This window comes from Streptomyces sp. NPDC027189, from assembly GCF_055566975.1.
In genome coordinates this window covers 25,465-43,919 of record NZ_JBVHRI010000035.1, presented here as the reverse complement: position 1 = coordinate 43,919, position 18,455 = coordinate 25,465, and the positions used below count along the sequence as shown (strand labels likewise).

Here is an 18,455-nt window from a genome sequence, read left to right as displayed (position 1 = left end):
CGTCATCAAGTGACGGAGGGGCGGCCGGAGTTCCGGCCGCCCTTCCCTCATTTCGTCAACCAGGCGTCCTCCGCCGCGTAGTCGAAGAGATCCCCGTACGCGCGGAACATCTCGGGATACGCCTCGCGCCAGTCCCGCCCGGCGAGCCGGCCTTCGATCCAGGCGACCGTCTCCGGGAGGGTCTCGGCGTACCGGACCACCGGGCGGTACCCCAACTCCCGTTCGGCCGCGGTCATGTCGCAGATCACGGGACGCGGGACCGACCAGGGCGTGTCACCCACCGTGGGGGCTGGAGGTGGACCGTCCACCAGGATGTTCTCGTTCTCGACGCCCATCACTGCGTCGACCGCCGCGCCGATCTCCGCCACCGTGGGCGCGTCGGGGTCACAGGCGTTCAGGACACGCGATCCCGGTCGCGCGGCCGCCAGGCGGACCAGCTCGGCGATGGTGTGGACGCTCGCCGGATGAAAACGGCTCATGCCGCCGAAGGGAAGGATCCGCCTGCCGCGGCCGTCGAGGTTGCGCTTGACGAAGTGCAGCTCGCGGGGCGAGCGGCAGTACGGGCCGTGGACGGCACCCGCGCGCAGCAGGGTCGCGGGCAACTGGCCGCCCAGGGCGAGAAGTTCGCGCTCCAGGGCGACCTTCCGGGTGCTGTACGTGTCGTCACCGGGCCGCACGGTGCGCTGACCCTCCGCGATCGGCACCGGATACTCCGGGAAGCCGTCCGGCTGCGACTGCGTGTCGAAGCCGCGCCCCTTGTCGTCCTCGTACACCGAAACGCTGGAGATCACCACGGCCGAGCCGACGCGATCGGCCAGGCCCGTCAACTGCCGTGCGTGCCCCGTTCCGTAGGCGACGACGTCGACGACCACGTCGCAGTCGTCGCCGACCACCGAGTCCAGTGCCGCGTCGTCCTCGCGGTCGAGCCGTGCGCTCCGTACCTCCTCGGGCCAGGTCTCGTCCCGGCCTCCGCCACGCGACGCGGCCGTCACGTCCCAGCCGTCCCGGACGAGCGCACCCACGGCCGCACGCCCGATCTGTCCCGTCGCCCCGATCACCACAGCTCGTCTCATGACGGGACCCTACGGCCGCGAGCACGTGGTCTCCCAGAGGGTTTAGCCTTCGGCAGATTGGCCGGGCCCGCGGGTCAGCTGAGCGGCATCCGCGGGAAGGAGCGGGCCTTCGCCGCGCTCTCGGCGGCCTCCTCGGCCTTGACGACGGCCGCGTACCGGTCGACGTACTCCTGCTCGGAGAGGGTGAGGATGGCGTACATGATCTCGTCGGTGATGGCGCGCAGCACGGCCTTCTCGTTTTCCATCCCGGCGTAGCGGGAGAAGTCGAGGGGCTTGCCGAAGCGGATCACGACGGGGTGGATGTTCGGGATGACCTTGCCCGGGGGCTGGGCCTCGAAGGTGCCGATCATCGCGCAGGGAATCACCGGGACTTGGGCCTTGAGGGCCATCACCGCGACGCCGACCTTGCCCTTGTACAAGCGGCCGTCGTGCGAGCGGGTGCCCTCCGGGTAGATGCCCAGCAGTTCTTTCTTGCGCAGGACGCCGAGTCCTTCGCGGATCGCGGCCTGACCCGCCTCCTTGCCGGAGCGGTCCACCGGGATCTGCCCGGCGCTGCGGAAGAAGGCGGCGGTCAGCCGGCCCTTGAGGCCGGGGCCTGTGAAGTACTCGGCCTTCGCGAGGAAGGTGATGCGCCGCTTGAGGATCGCGGGCATCAGGAAGTGGTCGGAGAACGACAGATGGTTGCCGGCGACGATGGCCGGGCCTGATGGCGGGATGTGCTCAAGGCCCTCGATCCGGGGCCGGAAGACGAGTCTCAGCAGCGGCCCGAGAAGGACGTATTTGAGGACGTAGTAGAACATGGGGTCGCTCCTCACTCTGGCGGATCGGCTCAACCGCCGCGTTCCAGCAGGTCAACCGGCATGTCGCGGGGTGCCAGTGTATGTGCAGGCGCGGTCGGCCGGAACCGTGTCTGATCGGACTGATGCTGACCCTTTGCCAACATTTCTGATGGTCCGTCAGTACAGTGATCGCGATCGTACACACGGGCTGGATGACCGCCGGACCAGCGTGCTGTTATCGACCGGTACGGATCAAGCTGATGGCGGAGTGTGGCGCAATCCCGGTTGAAGCTGGCAAGCACGCGGCTCTTGAACCCCCGGCGTACTCCTGATGTGCTCGACGGTTTGCACCGGCCGCCCTACTCGGCACGGGAAGGACAGCGCCGCACCGGATCGCTCGCGGCACATGCGGGCATCGGGTTCCCCTCTCGCTACGGTTCGGACCGGGGCGGACCAGGCGGTCCGCCCCGGTGGGTTGGGTGAGGTCGGTGGGTCAGGCAGCGGCGCGGAAGGTGCGCAGTCGCAGGGAATTGCCGACGACGAAGACCGAGGAGAAGGCCATGGCCGCTCCGGCGATCATCGGGGTGAGCAGTCCGGCCGCGGCCAGCGGAAGGGCGGCCACGTTGTAGGCGAAGGCCCAGAAGAGGTTGGAGCGGATGGTGCCGAGGGTCTTGCGGGCAAGGCGGATGGCGTCGGCCGCGGCGCGTAGGTCGCCTCGTACGAGGGTCAGGTCGCCCGCCTCGATCGCGGCGTCCGTGCCCGTGCCCATGGCCAGACCCAAGTCGGCCTGGGCGAGGGCGGCCGCGTCGTTGACGCCGTCGCCGACCATCGCGACCGAACGACCCTCGCCCTGGAGCCGCTTGACGACGTCCACCTTGTCCTGCGGCAGTACCTCGGCGATCACGTCCTCGGGTGCGATGCCGACATCCCGGGCGACGGACTCGGCCACGGCCTTGTTGTCGCCGGTCAGCAGGATCGGGGTCAGACCGAGGGCGCGCAGTCGGGTGATGGCCTTCGGGCTCGTCTCCTTCACCGCGTCGGCGACCGCGAGGACCGCCCGTGCCTCGCCGTCCCAGGCCACCGCGATCGCGGTGCGTCCGGCTGCCTCGGCCTCGGTCTTGGCCCTCGCCAGGTCCTCCGGCAGTTCCATGGCCCACTCGGCGAGCAGCCGCTCGCGGCCGACGAGGACCGCGTGGCCGTCGACGATGCCCTGCACACCGAGGCCGGGAACGTTGGCGAAGTCCTCGGGGGCGGGCAGCGCACCTAGCTTCTGAAGGGCCCCGTCGGCGACGGCGCGGGCGATCGGGTGCTCGGAGGAGTGCTCCAATGCGCCCGCCAGCCGCAGGACTTCGGTCTCGTCGGTGCTGTCGGCGGTGTGGACGGCCAGCAGGGTCATGCGGCCGGTGGTCACGGTGCCGGTCTTGTCGAGGACGATGGTGTCGACCTTGCGGGTGGACTCCAGGACCTCGGGGCCCTTGATGAGGATGCCGAGCTGGGCGCCGCGTCCGGTGCCGACCAGCAGCGCGGTCGGCGTGGCCAGGCCGAGGGCGCACGGGCAGGCGATGATCAGTACAGCGACCGCGGCAGTGAAGGCGGCCGTCAGCCCGGCGCCGTTTCCGAGCCAGAAGCCGAGCGTGCCGAGGGCGAGGGCGATCACGATGGGCACGAAGACGGCGGAGATCCTGTCCGCGAGCCGCTGCGCGGCGGCTTTCCCGTTCTGCGCGTCCTCGACCAGCTTGGCCATCCGGGCCAGTTGGGTGTCGGCGCCGACCCGGGTGGCCTCGACGACGAGACGGCCGCCCGCGTTGATCGTGGCGCCGGTGACCGAGTCGCCAGTGCCTGCCTCCACGGGTACGGACTCGCCGGTGAGCATGGACGCGTCCACGGCGGAGGAGCCCTCGACGACTGTGCCGTCGGTGGCTATCTTCTCGCCCGGGCGTACGAGGAAGCGGTCGCCGACCTTCAACTCGCCGGTGGCGATGGTCTGTTCGCTGCCGTCAGGGCGCAGCACGGTGACGTCCTTCGCACCCAGTTCCAGCAGTGCTTTGAGTGCCGCGCCCGCCTTGCGCTTGGAGCGGGCCTCGAAGTACCGCCCGGCCAGGATGAAGGCGGTCACGCCGGCGGCGGCCTCCAGATAGATGTTCCCGGCGCCGTCACCGCGGGCGATGGTCAGCTCGAAGGGGTGCGTCATGCCCGGCATGCCCGCGGTCCCGAAGAACAGCGCCCACAATGACCACAGGAACGCGGCCGCCGTACCGACCGAGATCAGTGTGTCCATCGTGGCCGCACCGTGCCGCGCGTTGGTGAACGCCGCCTTGTGGAAGGGCCATCCGGCGTACGTCACGACGGGCGCCGCCAGCGTCAGGGAGAGCCACTGCCAGTACTCGAACTGCAGGGCCGGCACCATCGCCATCGCGATGACCGGAGCGGCCAGCACCACCGCGGTGATCAACCGCTCCCGCAGCGGCCGAAGTTCGTCGTCCGCGTCCGCCGTTTCGTTACCGCTCTCGGGCTGGGTGCGTAGGGGCGCGGGCTCCTGCGCGGTGTACCCGGTCGCCTCGACGGTGGCTATCAGGGCCTGGACGGAGACGTCACCGGCGTATGTGACCTTGGCCTTCTCGGTGGCGTAGTTGACCGTGGCGGTGACCCCGTCCATGCGGTTGAGCTTCTTCTCAATGCGCGCCGCGCACGAGGCGCAGGTCATGCCGCCGATGGCGAGTTCAACCTCGGCGCCGGTCGTGGTGGTGGTCATGGCTGCTCCTCGTAGCGGTGGGCGGCCTGAGGCCCGGGTGCTTCCGGGGCCCGGCAGTGCGCGGGAGATGCGGATCAGACCCGGCCGGTCAGCTCGTAGCCGGCCTCGTCGACGACCTCGGCGATCGCCGCGTCGTCCGGCTCGATGGCGCTGGTGACGGTGACCCGGCCGGTGCCGAGGTCGACGCCGACCTCAGTCACGCCGTCCAGCTCGCCGATGACCTTGGTGAGTGTGGCCTTGCAGTGGCCGCAGGTCATCCCGGAGACGGTGTACGTCGTGACGATGCCTTCCGTGTCGGTTGTCCGGCCGGTGGTCCCGGTCGAGCAGTTGCCATCGGTGGAGCAGCAAGACGAAGACATCGGTTCCTCCTGGATGGTGCGGTCACAGTTGCGAATCGGGTACGGGGTGGGGGTATCCGTGCCGTGGTCCTGTATACCCCCTAGGGGTATACATTGCAAGCCGCTCGAGCGATTTGACTTTATACCCCCTGGGGGTACCTTGAGCTGCATTGGGGCCCCAGCACTCCGAGCCGGAGGCCCGCTCTCCAGGAGATGGCCATGCACGCTGGACTGAAGATCACCGCGTTCGCCGCCGCGCTGGCCGCGACGTTCGGCACCGCCTACGGCGTGGGGAAGGTCATCGACCCCGTCGTCGCGGACGACATGCCCGCGCACCACGACAGCCACAGCGACACATCACCGACACCGGAGGGAGGCGGCGGCCACGCGGGGCATGAAACGGCCCCCGTCGGCGGACTGCAGATCTCCGAGAGCGGCTACACCCTCGACCTCGGGACCCCGCGCATCGCGGCCGGACAGCAGGCCGATCTGCGCTTCGCCATACGGGACGGGAAAGGCCGTGCCGTCACCGAGTACCAGCGCGAACACGACAAGGAACTCCACCTCATCGTCGCCTCACGCGACCTGGTCACCTACCGCCATCTGCACCCCACCCGCGCCGCCGACGGCACCTGGAGCATTCCCGTCAACCTGCCCCGGCCGGGCGGCTACCGGGTCTTCGCCGACTTCACCCCAGCGACGAGGGGAGCCGAGAACCTCACCCTCGGTGCAGATCTGGGGGCTTCCGGCTCCTATGAGCCGACGGACCTGCCGGAGCCCAGCGCCGAGGCCAAGACCGATGGTTACGAGGTCGAGCTGGACGGAAAGCTGCGCCCGGGTGCGGCCGAGGAACTGAGGCTGAAAGTTTCCCGGAACGGCAAGCCCGTCACCGACCTCCAGCCCTACCTCGGCGCGTACGGCCACCTCGTCGCGTTGCGCTCCGGCGACCTCGCCTACCTCCACGTCCACCCCAACGGCGAACCCGGCGACGGCACGACCAAGCCCGGCCCGGACATCTCGTTCACTGCCACCGCACCCAGCGGCGGCACCTACCGGCTCTTCCTCGACTTCAAGCACGAAGGGACGGTCCGCACTGCGGCGTTCACAGTCCGGCCCGAAGCGGCGGCAACCACGCAAGAGCCCTCCGAGGGTCACCAGCGCTGAGGCAGCGCCGGCGAAACCGCGGTGGCCGAGGAGTTGTGGATCAACCAACTCGGCGAAGACGGGCCGCTGTACCTGCCCGCCGACGACGTCGCCGCCGCGCTGCCCGGACAGTGGCAGGCCGTCGAGGCCCAGGCCGGCTGGGGCAGCTGGGTCGACGGCGAAGCCGACGTGTTCCGTACGTCGTGGACGGTGGTCGTGTGGCAGGGGGCCGGTGCGGGCACCGGCCCCCTGCGTCCGGGGAGTGTCAGTTCTTGCCGAGGAGCTTGTTCATCTCGGCGATCTCGGCCGTCTGCGCGGTGATGATGTCGTCGGCCGTGGACGTGGCGGGACCGTACTTGCCCTTGTCCTTCTCGGTGGTGGCCATCTCGACGGCGCCCTTGTGGTGCTCGATCATCATGGTCAGGAACATGGTGTCGAAGTCCTCGCCGGACATCTTCTTCAGATCGTCCAGGTCCTTGGTGTCCATCATTCCGGGCATGCCGGAGTGTGCCGAGTGGTCCATCCCGGGCATCGACGCGGGTACGTCCTCGCCCCAGGACTTCAGCCAGCCGCTCATGGTCTTGATCTCCGGGTCCTGGGCCTTCTCGACACGGAGGGCGAGGTCCTTGACCTTGGCGGACGAGGCCCGGTCGGCGGCGAGCTCGGCCATCTGAAGGGCCTGCTGGTGGTGGGGGATCATGCCCTGGGCGAAAGACACGTCCTGGGTGTTGTGCGCGCCGGCGGTGGCATCGGCGCTCGTCGAGGACGACGCGGAGCTGTGGTCTTGGTGGCCGCTGCCACTGCTGTCGTTGCCGCAGGCGGCGAGGACGAGCGCGGCGGTGGCGGACACCACCACGAGGGTGGCGTGTCGGGTCAGGGTACGGGTGTTACCCATGCTTGAACTCCTGCTGAGTGAAAGGGATTTCGACATGGCGATGCGCCGCGTCGGGTTGAGACGCGGTGCAGTGGCGGTGTCTAGATCCGCAGGAGTTGGAGTTCCGACAAGGACGGTGGAGCGCGGGCGCCGTCCGGGGCTGCGGCCGTGTACGAGCACAGGGCGTCGGCGCGTACGGGGACAGCCACCGGGCCGGGAACGAGCGCGGGCAGCGTCGGCCCGCCGTTCACCGCGCCCGACACGCAGGTCGAGTCGGCGTGCTGGACATGCCCTCCGCCGCAGTCGCCGCCTCCGGGGCAGTGGTGAGGGGCGCTGACCGCGGCAGTCATGTGCCGCGGCTCGGCGTGTTCGTGTTCATGGAGGACGCCGCCGGGAGCCAGGGCGTGCATGCCCAGCAGCCCTGCCAGCAGCGCGAGCACGAGCAGCGCCCGCCACCGCCCAACGGGCGGTCGCGGAGGGTGCTGCTGCGGGCTCGTCATCGGGCTCATCCTAGACAGGCGTGAGACATCGGTTCTGTGCTGGTGTCCGTTGTGCATACGAGCGTGCTCGTGCTCGTGTTCAGTTTGATCGGGTGAGCGCCCATCATCCGCGGCATCGCCGGACCGCCGGCACTCCAGAAATGCGGGATCAGCAGCCCGGCCACGAGATCGCACAGGATCGCGGCCCACTCCATGACGAAGCTGTGCGACACGGACGTGTAACCGTCCCGCGAGAGCAGCCGGCGGGTGGAGCTGCCCTCGCTCTGCACGGACATGTCCATTACCGCGTGGCCCTCCATGGACCCGGCCGGCCCGCGATCGGCCCGCTCATGTGCCTTGTGCGGCAGCCGCTCAGGCAGGCCGCGCCGAGCCCGGCGAGCAGGCGAGCGTGCACGGCCTCGCCGCCGAGCAGCCGTACGACGGTCGAGCGGCGCACCACCGCCTGCACGACGGCGGAGAGTGTGAAGCCGAGGATCAGCGCCCAGGTGACCTCCCAGGTCATCGACCCGGCCATGCACAACGCGTGCCCGGTCGCATCCACGGACCCGCACCCTTCGCGAGGCGATGGTGCTCACGGGATGGGTATCCCCCCGGGGGGTATGTCATGCCGGGGGTTTCTGGTTCCTACCGGGTACGGCGGCGACCGCGGCGAATGGCGAGACCGCCGACGATCCCGACCTTCACCACAACGGCCGTCACGACCAAGGCGATGGCCCAGCCGGTCCATCGCGTGTCCGCCAGCACGGCTCCGCCCAGCCCCAGGTGCACGGCAACGATCGCGGCCACGGCGGCGACCGCTGCGACGCCGGTCCACCCGCCGCGTGGCCGGCGCCGTGCCGCGCCTTGTTCCGGAGCCGTACGAGCCGTTGCGCCGGCGTCGGCGCTCGCCTCGGACGGCTGCCAGTCCACCCGCAGCGGATCGCGTCTGCTGAACCTGGTGAGGTGTGTGGTGACGAGGTCCTGCAGCCGCTGCAGGCTCTCTTCGTCCGGGGACTGGGCGTGCAGTATCAACACGTCCGCGCCTGTCTCCAGGGTGCAGGTACCCCAGGGCAGCCGGACCGTTCCGTGGGTGTCGGTCCATTCGACTTGGATCTGGTCGGGCCGCAATGCGGCAGGCATGTGGGTTTCGGCGGGTGACTGGGCGTCTTCGCCGTGGTGGGTGCGCGGGCGATGGCCCAGATGGCGGCCTTTGTTGTCGAAGTGCTTGCACAGTTGCACGAGGTATCGGCTGGGGCGGTCGGTCTCGACGTGGGCTTCGGCGGTGAGCATGGACTTCCTTGGTTCGGTCGCGGGGGGAGTTCAGATCCTGGTGACGGCGGCCAGCCAGGCCCGGATGCCGTCCGGGTCGGTGGTGATGTCGATCGTGCTGGCCTCGATCGAGTCGATCCGCCAGCCGTCGGCGAACGCGGCTTCGATTCCGTCCCGCGTCACCTTGTGCACGCGCCCCCAGCTGCCCTGCGCCCGGTCGCTGAAGCAGAGCATGAAGCAGCGGCCACCCGGTGGGAGCACGATCCGCAGGCCGTCGACGTACGCGACGCGGTCGGCGTCGTTGAAGACGTGGAAGAGCCCGCAGTCGAGCGCGGTGTCGAATTGCTCGCCCAGGTCGGCGAGTTGGCGGGCGTCCAGGAGCAGGAAGCGGGCCTTGCGACGTCGGCCGCGCGCCTTGGTCTCGGCGGTGCGCAGGGCGCGGGAGGCGAGGTCGACACCGGTGGCGTCAAGGCCGAGGCCGGCGGCCATGAGTGCGTGTTCACCAGTGCCGCAGCCGACGTCAAGGACCCGGCCGCGGATGGCACCGGCTTCGGCGAGGGCCAGAAATGCCGGCTGGGGTCGTCCGATGTCCCAGGGCGGTGGGGTGGCGTAAAGGTCATTGGGCTCTCGCGGCGCCGGGCCGCCTGGCTGGTGGGGCGAGCCGGTCATGGGGGCGTCCTTCCCGTTGTGGGCGGTGTCCGCTGTGCGCGGTTGCCCGGTTCCCCGTGGCGACTTCAGCTTTATCGATACACTCTGTCGCTGTCAATCCAATGTGTATCGACATCGGCGGGTCGTATGCTGGTGCGGTGCCAAAGCTGTGGAACGAGACCATCGAGGAGCACCGTCGCGCCGTACGTGACGCGGTGCTGGAGACCACGGCGGCGCTGGTGATGGACCAGGGGCTGCGCTCGGTGACGATGTCGAAGATCGCCGAGGAGAGCGGTATCGGCCGGGCCACGCTGTACAAGTACTTTCCGGACGTCGAGTCGATCATGACGGCGTGGCATGAGCGGCAGATCGCCGGACACCTCCAGGAACTTGCCGCACTCCGGGACGGCCCCGGTGGTGCCGGGGAGCGGCTCGGGGCGGTGCTGGAGGCGTACGCGTTCATCCAGCAGAGGCGACACGGCCACGGCGCCGAACTCGGAGCACTGCTGCACCGGGGCGAGCACGTCGCGGGAGCCGAGCAGCACCTTCATCACTTCCTTCGGGAGCTGCTGGCCGAGGGCGCGCAGGCCGGCGACATCCGGGACGACGTGTCACCGGACGAGCTCGCGAGTTACTGCCTGCACGCGCTGGCGGCAGCCGGCGGCCTGCCCTCCCAGGCGGCGGTCCGGCGTCTCGTCGCGGTCACCATGACGGGACTGCGCCCACCTGGCTAGTCCTTCGGCCAGGGGTGTTCGGCGAGTTGGTGTTCGGCGCACCCGGTGCGCCCCGAACTCGTGGCGGGGTTCGTCGCCGACACTGCCGTCGATGACGGCCGCTACGACACCCCGTCCGCTTCCCCGCGGCTCCGCGATGACCTCACCCCGCAGGCCTTGCCACTCTTCGGGACCTGATCGGAGATCCGGAGTAAGCGTGTCAGATACAACGACCTGAGAGATTCCGGGAACGCCGACCCGCACTCGATCGCCTTCGTACCCGTATCGGGCCGCTGGAATTGCGCTGCCGTCGACGAGGTCGCCGAGTCGGATGGGCACGGCGCGGGAGGTCTCTCCCACGAGACTGGCTGTCAGTGACAGCCTGGCGGAATGCGGCGCCGCATACACGGCCACGGCCTCCAACCCCGAACCTCGGCGCCCGGCGGCAGCCCCCAACGCCCCGTCGGGGCGCCCGCGGCAGCCCCCAACGCCCCGTCGGGGCCCACGGCCCCGCCAATACATACCTTGACGGTCCCGCCCGCGGCCGTCTGCACGTTCATCGGGCTCGGCGTCATCAGTGTCATCAGCGCTTTGAAACGTCCGCCCCGACCGCGACCGGTTCGTGGTCCGACCTGGACGGCAGCTTCGGCGTGGCGCCATGCGCTACCAGGTTGCCGAGCCAGGCAAGGAATGCAAAGACAAAGAGCCCTTCGACGAGCAAGGACAGGGGGCCGTATGGCGGCTCCCAGCCCCGTTCGTAATAGCCGTCCGGCAGGCCGACAGTACGCGACAGCACAAAGCCGACGATCATGCCGAGGCTGACGAGCGTCCCGGTCAGCCAAGCGACCAAGGGGCGTTTCATGATGACGAGCGCCACTGCCACGACGAGCATGATGGCGCTCCCCGCCGCGAACAGGACGCCGATATAGAACTTCTCCGCAAGGTGATCAGGGATGAGGAGCGTGTGCAGCACCGTGTTGCCAACGGCGCAGCACACTCCCAGCCCCCTCAAGGTGGCTCCGACAGCATTGGTGGAGTTCATCGTGACTCCAGGTGTTCAGTACGTGGAGCAAAAGGGGCTCTACGGAAGACAGCAATCGGCCGTGTTCCGCCACGCTGATCGACGCAGCATGAGCCGGGTCGCGCGGTGAGCACTGCTGTGGCCTTGTCGCTTTCCAGGCCGCGCACATGGTCGAAGCCCTGGCCATCAAGGTTGCTGCGGGCAAAGAGAATCAGTGCTCCGCGCTGAGCCGACCGGGCCGTACCTGCGACGTCCGCTCAGGGGCATCGCGCGCTGGTGTGCCGTTTGGATCCCGGCATCGCGGATCAGTTTGTCTGGAGGGGTTGCCTCCTGTGAATGGATACGGAAGACATCCCTTGGCGGATTGCGCTTTTCGAGAATTGCTGCAACTGGGTTCGCCGCACCGCCGCGTAGGACTCCACCGAGCTTCCTTGAAGTCGGACCATCGGCAGGCCGCCAACACTCGGCCCGCGGGGCCCTCCATGACGCCATGCTTCTCCGTGTACCTCTCGATGGCTTCCTTCGTCTTGGCCGGCATCGGAACTTCGCGGGACTCCCTGGGCTTGCGGTGCTTGAGCGTGGTGAGCCGGTGCGTTTTGGCATTGACCTGCTCGGGCGCGCGGTACGCGTCGTCGGCCACCAGATCGCTGACGTCGACGGCTGGCGCCTCGCGGTTGCGGCGGCCCATGCCGCACATCAGGTCGACAACGAGCTGAAACCTTTCGACAATTGAGGCTGCCTTGATTGCCCGGACAGTTTCGAGGTCAGGGACGACAGCCCTGTCCGGCACGTACTGGGGTTCGGCGACGCCTTCGAGCACCCGGTGCCGGCATCCGACGGAACGGTTGCCTGGATCATCCACCGGGTGGAGGACGTCACCGCCTTCGTGCGCGCCCGTCAGGCCCATCGTCGGCTGTTCGGCGCGAGCGCGAGCGTGAGCAGGCGCGAGGAGGGACCTCGCCGGTCACCGCGATGTCGCGTTGCGCTACCTGCCGGCCGTCGGTTCCCTGAACGTGTGCGGCCACTGGTACGACGTCATCGATCTGCCCGGCGGCCGCATCGCCGTCGCGGTCGGCGACGTCGTCGGCCACGGCCTGGAAGCCGCGACTGTCATGGGCATGCTCCGCAGTGCACGCCCCAGCTCGAGTCCGCGCGCGAGCACAGCAGGACGTGGGCGTGCGGCATGGGCATGCTCGACCACCCGGGCCCCGGCGGCAGCCCGGCCTGGGACGAGCCCCGGTTCGACTCGATGCGGACCTTGGTGAACGCCTTCGCCGACACCGTCGGCATCCGCAACGACATCTACTCGTACCGCGAGGAGATCGACGCGGAGCAGGAGGTCAACAACGGTGTCCTGACCATCCAGCGGTTCCTCGACTGCGGTCTGCGGCAGGCCGTGGACATCGCCTACGCCCTGTTCACCGCCCGGATCCGCGAATTCGAGGAGACCATGGAGACCGAACTGCCCCAGCTCCTCGCGGAACTGGGGCCGGACGTGTCCGAGAGTGTCTTCAGGTACGTCAGAACGTTCCAGGACCGGATGGCCGGCGACAACGAGTGGTACCGCCGAACCGGCCGCTACACACGAGGACCCGCGGAGCGCCTTCTGCCCAGCCCCACCGGCCTCGGAACCTCGGCCGCCAGGATCGCCCCGCACCAGTGGCGGTGACGCCCTTGCTCGATCGCCGCCGGTTTCAGACGCCCTGAGTCAGGACCTTCTCCAACGCCCCGAGTGCCGACCGGAGTTCCTCGCCGGTGATGGTCAGCGGCGGTGCCAGCCGGATGGTCGAACCATGCGTGTCCTTGACGAGGATCCCTTCGCGCATCAGGCCCTCGCTGATCTCGCGCCCCGTGCCGATGGCCGGGTCGATGTCGACGCCCGCCCACAGCCCGCGCGAGCGGAAGCCCTCGACGCCCCTGCCCACGAGTGCGGACAGGCCACCGCGCAGGACCACGCCCAACTCGGTCGCCCGGCGCTGGAATTCACCGGTCTCAAGGAGCCCGACGACGGCCGAACCGACCGCCGCGGCGAGCGGATTGCCGCCGAACGTCGAACCGTGCTCGCCGGGCCGCAGCACGCCGAGCACGTCCCGGCGGCCGACCACCGCGGAGACCGGCACGATGCCGCCGCCGAGCGCCTTGCCGAGCAGCAGCAGGTCCGGGACGACGTCCTCGTGGTCGACGGCGAGGGTGCTGCCCGTGCGGCCGAGGCCCGACTGGATCTCGTCCGCGATGAACAGGCAGCCGGTGCGCCGGGTCAGTTCGCGTACGCCGGTGAGGTAGCCGTCATCGGGGATGACGACGCCCGCCTCGCCCTGGATGGGCTCGATCAGCACCGCCGCGGTCGTCTCGTCGACCGCCGCTTCGAGCGCGGCGAGATCGTTGTACGGGACGACACGGAAACCGGGCGTGAACGGACCGAAGCCCGTGCGGGCCGTCTCGTCCGTGGAGAAGCTGACGATGGTCGTCGTACGACCGTGGAAGTTGTCGGCGGCCACGACGATCGTCGCCTGGTCCGGTGCGACGCCCTTCACCTCGTACGCCCATTTGCGGGCCACCTTGATGGCGCTCTCCACGGCCTCCGCGCCCGTGTTCATGGGCAGGACCATGTCCTGGCCCGTCAACTCGGCCAGCGACTCGGCGAATTGGGCCAGCTGGTCGTTGTGGAAGGCGCGCGAGGTGAGGGTCAGCCGGTCGAGCTGCTGGTGCGCCGCCTCGATCAGCACCGGGTTGCGGTGGCCGAAGTTGAGCGCCGAGTAGCCGGCCAGCATGTCGAGATAGCGGCGTCCCTCGACGTCCTCGACCCAGGTGCCCTCGGCGCGGGCGACGACCACGGGCAGCGGGTGGTAGTTGTGCGCGAGGACGGGTTCCTCGGCGCGGATCAGGTCGGCGGAGGTGCGCGTACGGGCAGGAATACGGGTGGGTGCCGTCATGATCGGATCTCCTGAGTGCAGCACTTGATGCCGCCGCCGGCCTTGTGGAACTCGGACAGGTCGACGGGGACGGGGACGTAGCCGTGGCGTACGAGCTGGTCGGCGAGGGCTTCGGCGCGCGGCGAGATGAAGACGTGGCGGCCGTCCGAGACGGAGTTGAGGCCGAAGGCCATGGCGTCCTCGCGCGTGGCGATCACCGCGTCGGGGAACAACCGCGCGAGCACCTCGCGACTGCCCGGTGAGAACGCCTCCGGGTAGTACGCGATGTTGTCGTCGTCGAGGACGAACAGCGCCGTGTCCAGGTGGTAGAACCGCGGGTCCACCAGCTGGAGGCTGATCACCGGGACGCCGAAGAACTCCTGGACCTCGCGATGGGCCTCGGGGGTCGTACGGAATCCGGTGCCGGCCAGGACGTACCGGCCCGTCGGGACCAGATCGCCCTCGCCCTCGCACACCGACTCGGGGCGGTAGACGTCGAAACCGGCCGCCTTGAACCAGGTCTCGTACGCGGTGGACTCGGGGCGGCGCTGCGGCGCGTGGAAGAGCGAGCCGAAGACACGGCCGGCGAGGACGAGCGCGGAGTTCGCCGCGAACACCATGTCGGGGAGGTCGGCGACGGGCTCGACGGAGTCCACGGTGTGGCCGTGGGCGCGATAGGCGCGGATCAGCGCCTGCCACTGGCCGCGGGCCAGATCGACGTCCACCGGGGTGTCGGGGTGCATCCAGGGATTGATCGCGTACTGCACGGCGAAGTGTCTGGGTTCGCAGACGAGGAAGCGCCGGGGGCGCGGCACACGGCTGTCAGGCACAGAGAGGTTCCTCCGCTTCCTGCGGTGTTGGCTGGGGGTGCCTCCACGGTAGGAAACGGGGGATACGGGCGACAAGCGACGAGAGCTGCGCGTGTGCGCAGCTTTGCTGCGAAAACCAGGGTGTCAGCGCACGGATGCTGCGTCATCTGGCGCGGCGTGGGTCGCGCCCGCCTCCGGGGCCTCCGGCAGCAGGTGGGACAGCACCAGGTAGCTGATCGTCTTCCGGATGAAGGGTTCGGCGCGAATCCGCTCCAGCACCTCCTCGAAGTGCTCCACGTCCGTGGCGCGCACATGCAGCAGGGCGTCCGCGCCCCCGGTCACCGTCATCGCCGCGGTGATCTCCGGATGGTTGCGCACGACCTCCGCGAGCCGCCGCGGCGGGGCCGCGCCCTCGCAGTACACCTCCACGTACGCCTCCGTGCGCCAGCCGAGCGCCGCCGGCTTCACCGTGGCCGTGAACCCGGTGATCACGCCGGTCTCGCGCAGCCGGTCGACGCGGCGCTTAACGGCGGTGGCGGACAGGCCGATCGCCGCGCCGATCTCCGCGAAGCTCGTCCGGGCATTGGCCATCAGGGCCGTGATGATCTTGCGGTCGAGGTCGTCGAACATCGCGGGCTTGCTGTTCATGGCGGCACTGTATCCAGCGCGCCGCCCAGGCCCCGTCCGGCGCAACATCCATGGCGCATCCAGCGGCAACGTCCACGCCCCGCACATGTCCAGTCGTACGAATCGCTCTTACACTCCACTCTCATGCTGCGCGCGCTCGCCGTCGACGACGAACAACCGTCCCTCGAGGAACTCCTCTATCTGCTGAACGCCGATCCCCGCGTCAGCAGTGCCGAGGGGGCGAGCGACGCGACCGAGGCGCTGCGCCGGATCAACCGGGCGCTGGAATCCGGACCCGGCGGACCCGAGGCGATCGACGTCGTCTTCCTCGACATCCACATGCCGGGACTGGACGGGCTCGACCTCGCCCGGCTGCTCACGGGCTTCGCCCAACCGCCGCTCGTCGTGTTCGTCACCGCCCACGAGGGCTTCGCCGTGCAGGCCTTCGACCTCAAGGCCGTCGACTACGTCCTCAAGCCCGTCCGCCGGGAGCGGCTCGCCGAGGCCGTCCGGCGGGCCGCCCAACTCAGGGACACCGCACCGCTGATTCCCGTGCACGAGCCCGACCCCGACCACATATCCGTCGAACTCGGCGGTGTGACCCGCTTCGTGGCCGTCGAGGACATCACCCATGTCGAGGCGCATGGCGACTACGCCCGCCTGCACACCGCCCAGGGCAGTCACCTCGTGCGCATCCCGCTGTCCACCCTCGAAGAGCGCTGGCGCTCCCGCGGCTTCGTCCGCATCCACCGGCGCCACCTCGTCGCGCTGCGCCACATCGGCGAGCTCCGGCTGGACGCGGGTACGGTGAGCGTCCTCGTCGACTCCGTCGAACTCCAGGTCAGCCGCCGGCACGCGCGCGAACTGCGCGACCTGCTGCTGCGCCGGACCACGAGCTGAGGAGGGCCGCGTGCCGCAGGACCCGACCGAGCGCCGCGTGGTCGTCACCGGCGTGCCCCGGCACACCCGCCGGACGTCCGGCTACTACCGGCCCAGGACCGAGATCGACGAACAGACCACACTCGGCCACACCTACGTCCGCTCCCTGATGCGCAGTCAACTACGCGTCGCTCTCGTGGTGTTCGCCGTCCTGGTGCTGCTCGTCGGCCCGCTTCCCCTCGTCTTCGCCGCGATGCCGGACGGCGCGAGTCTGGAGTGGGCCGTGCTCGGATTCTGCGTGTACCCGCCGCTGGTGCTGCTCGCCCGCTGGTACGTACGCCGGGCGGAGCGCAACGAGAAGGACTTCGTGCGCCTGGTCGAGGACCGCTGAGCCGTGAACCAGAGTTACGCCGTCCCCGCGGTCGCCCTCGTCGTCGTCGCGACCGTCCTGGTCGGCGCCTTCGGCCTGCGTATCTCCCGGACCACCTCCGACTTCTACGTCGCCTCGCGCACCGTGGGCCCCCGGCTCAACGCGGCCGCGATCAGCGGCGAGTACCTCTCGGCCGCCTCCTTCCTGGGCATCGCCGGCCTCGTGCTGGTCCAGGGCCCGGACATGCTCTGGTATCCGGTCGGCTACACGGCGGGCTACCTGGTGCTGCTGCTGTTCGTCGCGGCCCCGCTGCGCCGCTCCGGCGCTTACACCCTGCCGGACTTCGCGGAGGCACGGCTGGGCTCGGGAGCGGTGCGGCGGCTGGCCGGTGCCTTCGTCGTGGGCGTCGGCTGGCTGTATCTGCTGCCCCAACTGCAGGGCGCGGGGCTGACGTTGGCCGTGCTGACCGACGCGCCCGACTGGTTCGGAGGAGTGCTCGTCGCCGTCGTCGTGGTCGCCACCGTCGCCGCGGGCGGCATGCGCAGCATCACCTTCGTGCAAGCCTTCCAGTACTGGCTCAAGCTCACCGCCCTGCTGGTCCCCGCGCTCTTCCTGGTCCTCGCCTGGCAGGCCCACGGCGCTCCCCGCGACGCGTTCGACGAACCGGCGACCTTCCGCGAACAGCGGGTCGTACGCGTCGACGACACCGTCGACCTGAAGCTCTCCCGGCCGCTGGGCGTCACGGCCACGGGCAGCGTCGACGGACGGCGGTACGCGGGCGAGCGCGTCGAACTCCCCGCGGGCGTCCACCACATCGAGCGCGGCGCCCGGCTCGCCTTCACCAAGGGCGACCCGGTCCCGGTGGCCGACCGCGGCAGCAACGGCGGCATGTCGACCTCGCTGGCGGCCGGGCGCGAGGAACGCCCGCTGTACGCCACGTACGGACTGATCCTCGCCACCTTCCTCGGCACAATGGGACTGCCGCACGTGGTTGTCCGCTTCTACACCAGCCCGCACGGCGTCGCTGCCCGCCGCACCACGGTCGCCGTGCTCGGCCTGATCGGCGCCTTCTATCTCCTCCCGCCCGTCTACGGGGCGTTGGGCCGGCTGTACGCCCCCGAGCTCAGCCTCACCGGGGACGCGGACGCCGCGGTGCTGCTGCTGCCCGACCGGATGATCGGCGGAGTCGGCGCAGACCTGTTGGGCGCACTGGTGGCGGGCGGCGCCTTCGCGGCGTTCCTGTCGACCGCGTCCGGGCTGACCATGGCGGTGGCGGGCGTGCTGACACAGGACGTGCTGCCCTCACGCGGGGTACGGCACTTCCGGCTCGGCACCGTGCTCGCGATGGCGGTGCCGCTCGGGGCGAGCGTGCTGGTGGGCGGGCTTCCGGTGGCCGACGCGGTGGGGCTCGCGTTCGCCGTCTCCGCCTCCTCCTTCTGCCCCTTGCTGGTGCTCGGCATCTGGTGGCGGCGGCTGACCCCGCCGGGCGCGGCCGCCGGGATGCTCATCGGCGGCGGCTCCGCGCTGGTCGCGGTCGGCGCGACCATGGCGGGCTATCCGGGCACGGGCTCCCTGCACGCACTCCTCGCCTGGCCCGCGCTGTGGTCGGTGCCGCTCGGATTCGTGACGATGATGCTCGTGTCACTGGCCACGCCGGGACGGGTGCCGGCCGGGACGGCGGCGATCCTGGCCCGGTTCCATCTGCCGGAGGAACTGGCCGGCGCTCAGGTCCGCGCCGCGGTGAGCACGAAGGAGGTCGGGGCGTGAGG

Annotated in this window: 21 protein-coding genes and 1 pseudogene; 8 read left to right on the top strand and 14 right to left on the bottom strand. The window is 69.8% G+C overall.

Annotated features, from left to right (window positions below; all coding sequences use genetic code 11):
- Positions 1-47: 47 nt before the first annotated feature.
- The 4 genes from ACZ4RZ_RS44445 to ACZ4RZ_RS44430 all read right to left on the bottom strand — a co-directional run bounded on the left by ACZ4RZ_RS44445 (position 48) and on the right by ACZ4RZ_RS44430 (position 4,963).
- A complete protein-coding gene (locus tag ACZ4RZ_RS44445) occupies positions 48-1,061 on the bottom strand; it encodes an NAD-dependent epimerase/dehydratase family protein (protein WP_467753301.1) in 1,014 nt (337 codons plus the stop codon).
- A gap of 86 nt (positions 1,062-1,147) precedes the next feature.
- Positions 1,148-1,873 (bottom strand): lysophospholipid acyltransferase family protein, encoded by a 726-nt coding sequence (locus ACZ4RZ_RS44440; protein ID WP_467753260.1) that lies wholly within the window; start codon positions 1,871-1,873, stop codon positions 1,148-1,150.
- A 472-nt stretch (positions 1,874-2,345) separates the two neighbouring features.
- Complete coding sequence (locus ACZ4RZ_RS44435; protein ID WP_467753259.1) at positions 2,346-4,604, bottom strand: heavy metal translocating P-type ATPase; 2,259 nt, start codon at positions 4,602-4,604, stop codon at positions 2,346-2,348.
- Between the two features lie 74 nt (positions 4,605-4,678).
- A complete protein-coding gene (locus tag ACZ4RZ_RS44430) occupies positions 4,679-4,963 on the bottom strand; it encodes a heavy-metal-associated domain-containing protein (RefSeq protein WP_467753258.1) in 285 nt (94 codons plus the stop codon).
- Between the two features lie 198 nt (positions 4,964-5,161).
- On the opposite strand from ACZ4RZ_RS44430, the gene ACZ4RZ_RS44425 reads away from it, so the two are divergent.
- Positions 5,162-6,106 carry a hypothetical protein gene (locus tag ACZ4RZ_RS44425; RefSeq protein ID WP_467753257.1) on the top strand — a complete coding sequence of 315 codons (945 nt, stop codon included), beginning with the start codon at positions 5,162-5,164 and terminating at the stop codon, positions 6,104-6,106.
- Positions 6,107-6,350: 244 nt separating this feature from the next.
- Here ACZ4RZ_RS44425 and ACZ4RZ_RS44420 read toward each other — a convergent pair whose 3' ends face one another.
- The 6 genes from ACZ4RZ_RS44420 to ACZ4RZ_RS44395 all read right to left on the bottom strand — a co-directional run bounded on the left by ACZ4RZ_RS44420 (position 6,351) and on the right by ACZ4RZ_RS44395 (position 9,376).
- A complete protein-coding gene (locus ACZ4RZ_RS44420) occupies positions 6,351-6,980 on the bottom strand; it encodes a DUF305 domain-containing protein (RefSeq protein ID WP_467753256.1) in 630 nt (209 codons plus the stop codon).
- Between the two features lie 80 nt (positions 6,981-7,060).
- Positions 7,061-7,459 (bottom strand): DUF6153 family protein, encoded by a 399-nt coding sequence (locus ACZ4RZ_RS44415; protein WP_467753255.1) that lies wholly within the window; start codon positions 7,457-7,459, stop codon positions 7,061-7,063.
- Between the two features lie 5 nt (positions 7,460-7,464).
- Positions 7,465-7,740 (bottom strand): hypothetical protein, encoded by a 276-nt coding sequence (locus ACZ4RZ_RS44410; protein ID WP_467753254.1) that lies wholly within the window; start codon positions 7,738-7,740, stop codon positions 7,465-7,467.
- Entirely contained in the window at positions 7,740-8,000 is a 261-nt protein-coding gene (locus ACZ4RZ_RS44405) for a permease (protein WP_467753253.1), read from the bottom strand. The genes ACZ4RZ_RS44410 and ACZ4RZ_RS44405 overlap by 1 nt, the downstream gene beginning before the upstream one ends.
- Positions 8,001-8,083: 83 nt before the next feature.
- Complete coding sequence (locus tag ACZ4RZ_RS44400; protein WP_467753252.1) at positions 8,084-8,728, bottom strand: DUF2218 domain-containing protein; 645 nt, start codon at positions 8,726-8,728, stop codon at positions 8,084-8,086.
- A gap of 30 nt (positions 8,729-8,758) precedes the next feature.
- Positions 8,759-9,376, bottom strand: coding sequence for a class I SAM-dependent methyltransferase (locus tag ACZ4RZ_RS44395; RefSeq protein ID WP_467753251.1), 618 nt, complete (start codon positions 9,374-9,376; stop codon positions 8,759-8,761).
- 137 nt (positions 9,377-9,513) lie between these two features.
- On the opposite strand from ACZ4RZ_RS44395, the gene ACZ4RZ_RS44390 reads away from it, so the two are divergent.
- Complete coding sequence (locus ACZ4RZ_RS44390; protein WP_467753250.1) at positions 9,514-10,089, top strand: TetR/AcrR family transcriptional regulator; 576 nt, start codon at positions 9,514-9,516, stop codon at positions 10,087-10,089.
- A gap of 562 nt (positions 10,090-10,651) precedes the next feature.
- Here the strand turns inward: ACZ4RZ_RS44390 and ACZ4RZ_RS44385 are convergent.
- Positions 10,652-11,110 carry a hypothetical protein gene (locus ACZ4RZ_RS44385; RefSeq protein ID WP_467753249.1) on the bottom strand — a complete coding sequence of 153 codons (459 nt, stop codon included), beginning with the start codon at positions 11,108-11,110 and terminating at the stop codon, positions 10,652-10,654.
- 469 nt (positions 11,111-11,579) lie between these two features.
- On the opposite strand from ACZ4RZ_RS44385, the gene ACZ4RZ_RS44380 reads away from it, so the two are divergent.
- The 3 genes and pseudogenes from ACZ4RZ_RS44380 to ACZ4RZ_RS44370 all read left to right on the top strand — a co-directional run bounded on the left by ACZ4RZ_RS44380 (position 11,580) and on the right by ACZ4RZ_RS44370 (position 12,758).
- Complete coding sequence (locus tag ACZ4RZ_RS44380) at positions 11,580-11,822, top strand: hypothetical protein (protein ID WP_467753305.1); 243 nt, start codon at positions 11,580-11,582, stop codon at positions 11,820-11,822.
- Between the two features lie 15 nt (positions 11,823-11,837).
- A pseudogene (locus tag ACZ4RZ_RS44375) lies at positions 11,838-12,229 on the top strand (SpoIIE family protein phosphatase); the annotation flags it as partial.
- A 43-nt stretch (positions 12,230-12,272) separates the two neighbouring features.
- Complete coding sequence (locus ACZ4RZ_RS44370; RefSeq protein ID WP_467753248.1) at positions 12,273-12,758, top strand: terpene synthase family protein; 486 nt, start codon at positions 12,273-12,275, stop codon at positions 12,756-12,758.
- A gap of 25 nt (positions 12,759-12,783) precedes the next feature.
- Here the strand turns inward: ACZ4RZ_RS44370 and rocD are convergent, their stop codons facing one another.
- The 3 genes from rocD to ACZ4RZ_RS44355 form a co-directional block, all read right to left on the bottom strand.
- The gene (gene rocD / locus ACZ4RZ_RS44365) at positions 12,784-14,022 is read right to left on the bottom strand and encodes an ornithine--oxo-acid transaminase (protein WP_467753247.1); all 1,239 of its coding nucleotides are present in this window, start codon (positions 14,020-14,022) and stop codon (positions 12,784-12,786) included.
- On the bottom strand, positions 14,019-14,831 hold the full coding sequence (gene ddaH / locus ACZ4RZ_RS44360; protein WP_467753246.1) for a dimethylargininase: 813 nt from the start codon (positions 14,829-14,831) through the stop codon (positions 14,019-14,021). Before ddaH ends, rocD begins: the two co-directional genes overlap by 4 nt.
- Positions 14,832-14,954: 123 nt before the next feature.
- A complete protein-coding gene (locus ACZ4RZ_RS44355) occupies positions 14,955-15,458 on the bottom strand; it encodes an Lrp/AsnC family transcriptional regulator (RefSeq protein ID WP_467753245.1) in 504 nt (167 codons plus the stop codon).
- A 123-nt stretch (positions 15,459-15,581) separates the two neighbouring features.
- On the opposite strand from ACZ4RZ_RS44355, the gene ACZ4RZ_RS44350 reads away from it, so the two are divergent.
- From ACZ4RZ_RS44350 to ACZ4RZ_RS44340, 3 genes are read left to right on the top strand one after another with little or no spacing between them, the layout of a single operon-like run.
- Positions 15,582-16,337, top strand: a complete 756-nt coding sequence (locus ACZ4RZ_RS44350; protein WP_467753244.1) for a LytR/AlgR family response regulator transcription factor — start codon at positions 15,582-15,584, stop codon at positions 16,335-16,337.
- Between the two features lie 10 nt (positions 16,338-16,347).
- Positions 16,348-16,707 carry a hypothetical protein gene (locus tag ACZ4RZ_RS44345; RefSeq protein WP_369244920.1) on the top strand — a complete coding sequence of 120 codons (360 nt, stop codon included), beginning with the start codon at positions 16,348-16,350 and terminating at the stop codon, positions 16,705-16,707.
- A gap of 3 nt (positions 16,708-16,710) precedes the next feature.
- Positions 16,711-18,453: a sodium/solute symporter gene (locus ACZ4RZ_RS44340; protein WP_467753243.1), complete on the top strand. Its 1,743-nt coding sequence runs from the start codon at positions 16,711-16,713 to the stop codon at positions 18,451-18,453.
- The last annotated feature ends 2 nt before the right edge of the window (positions 18,454-18,455 follow it).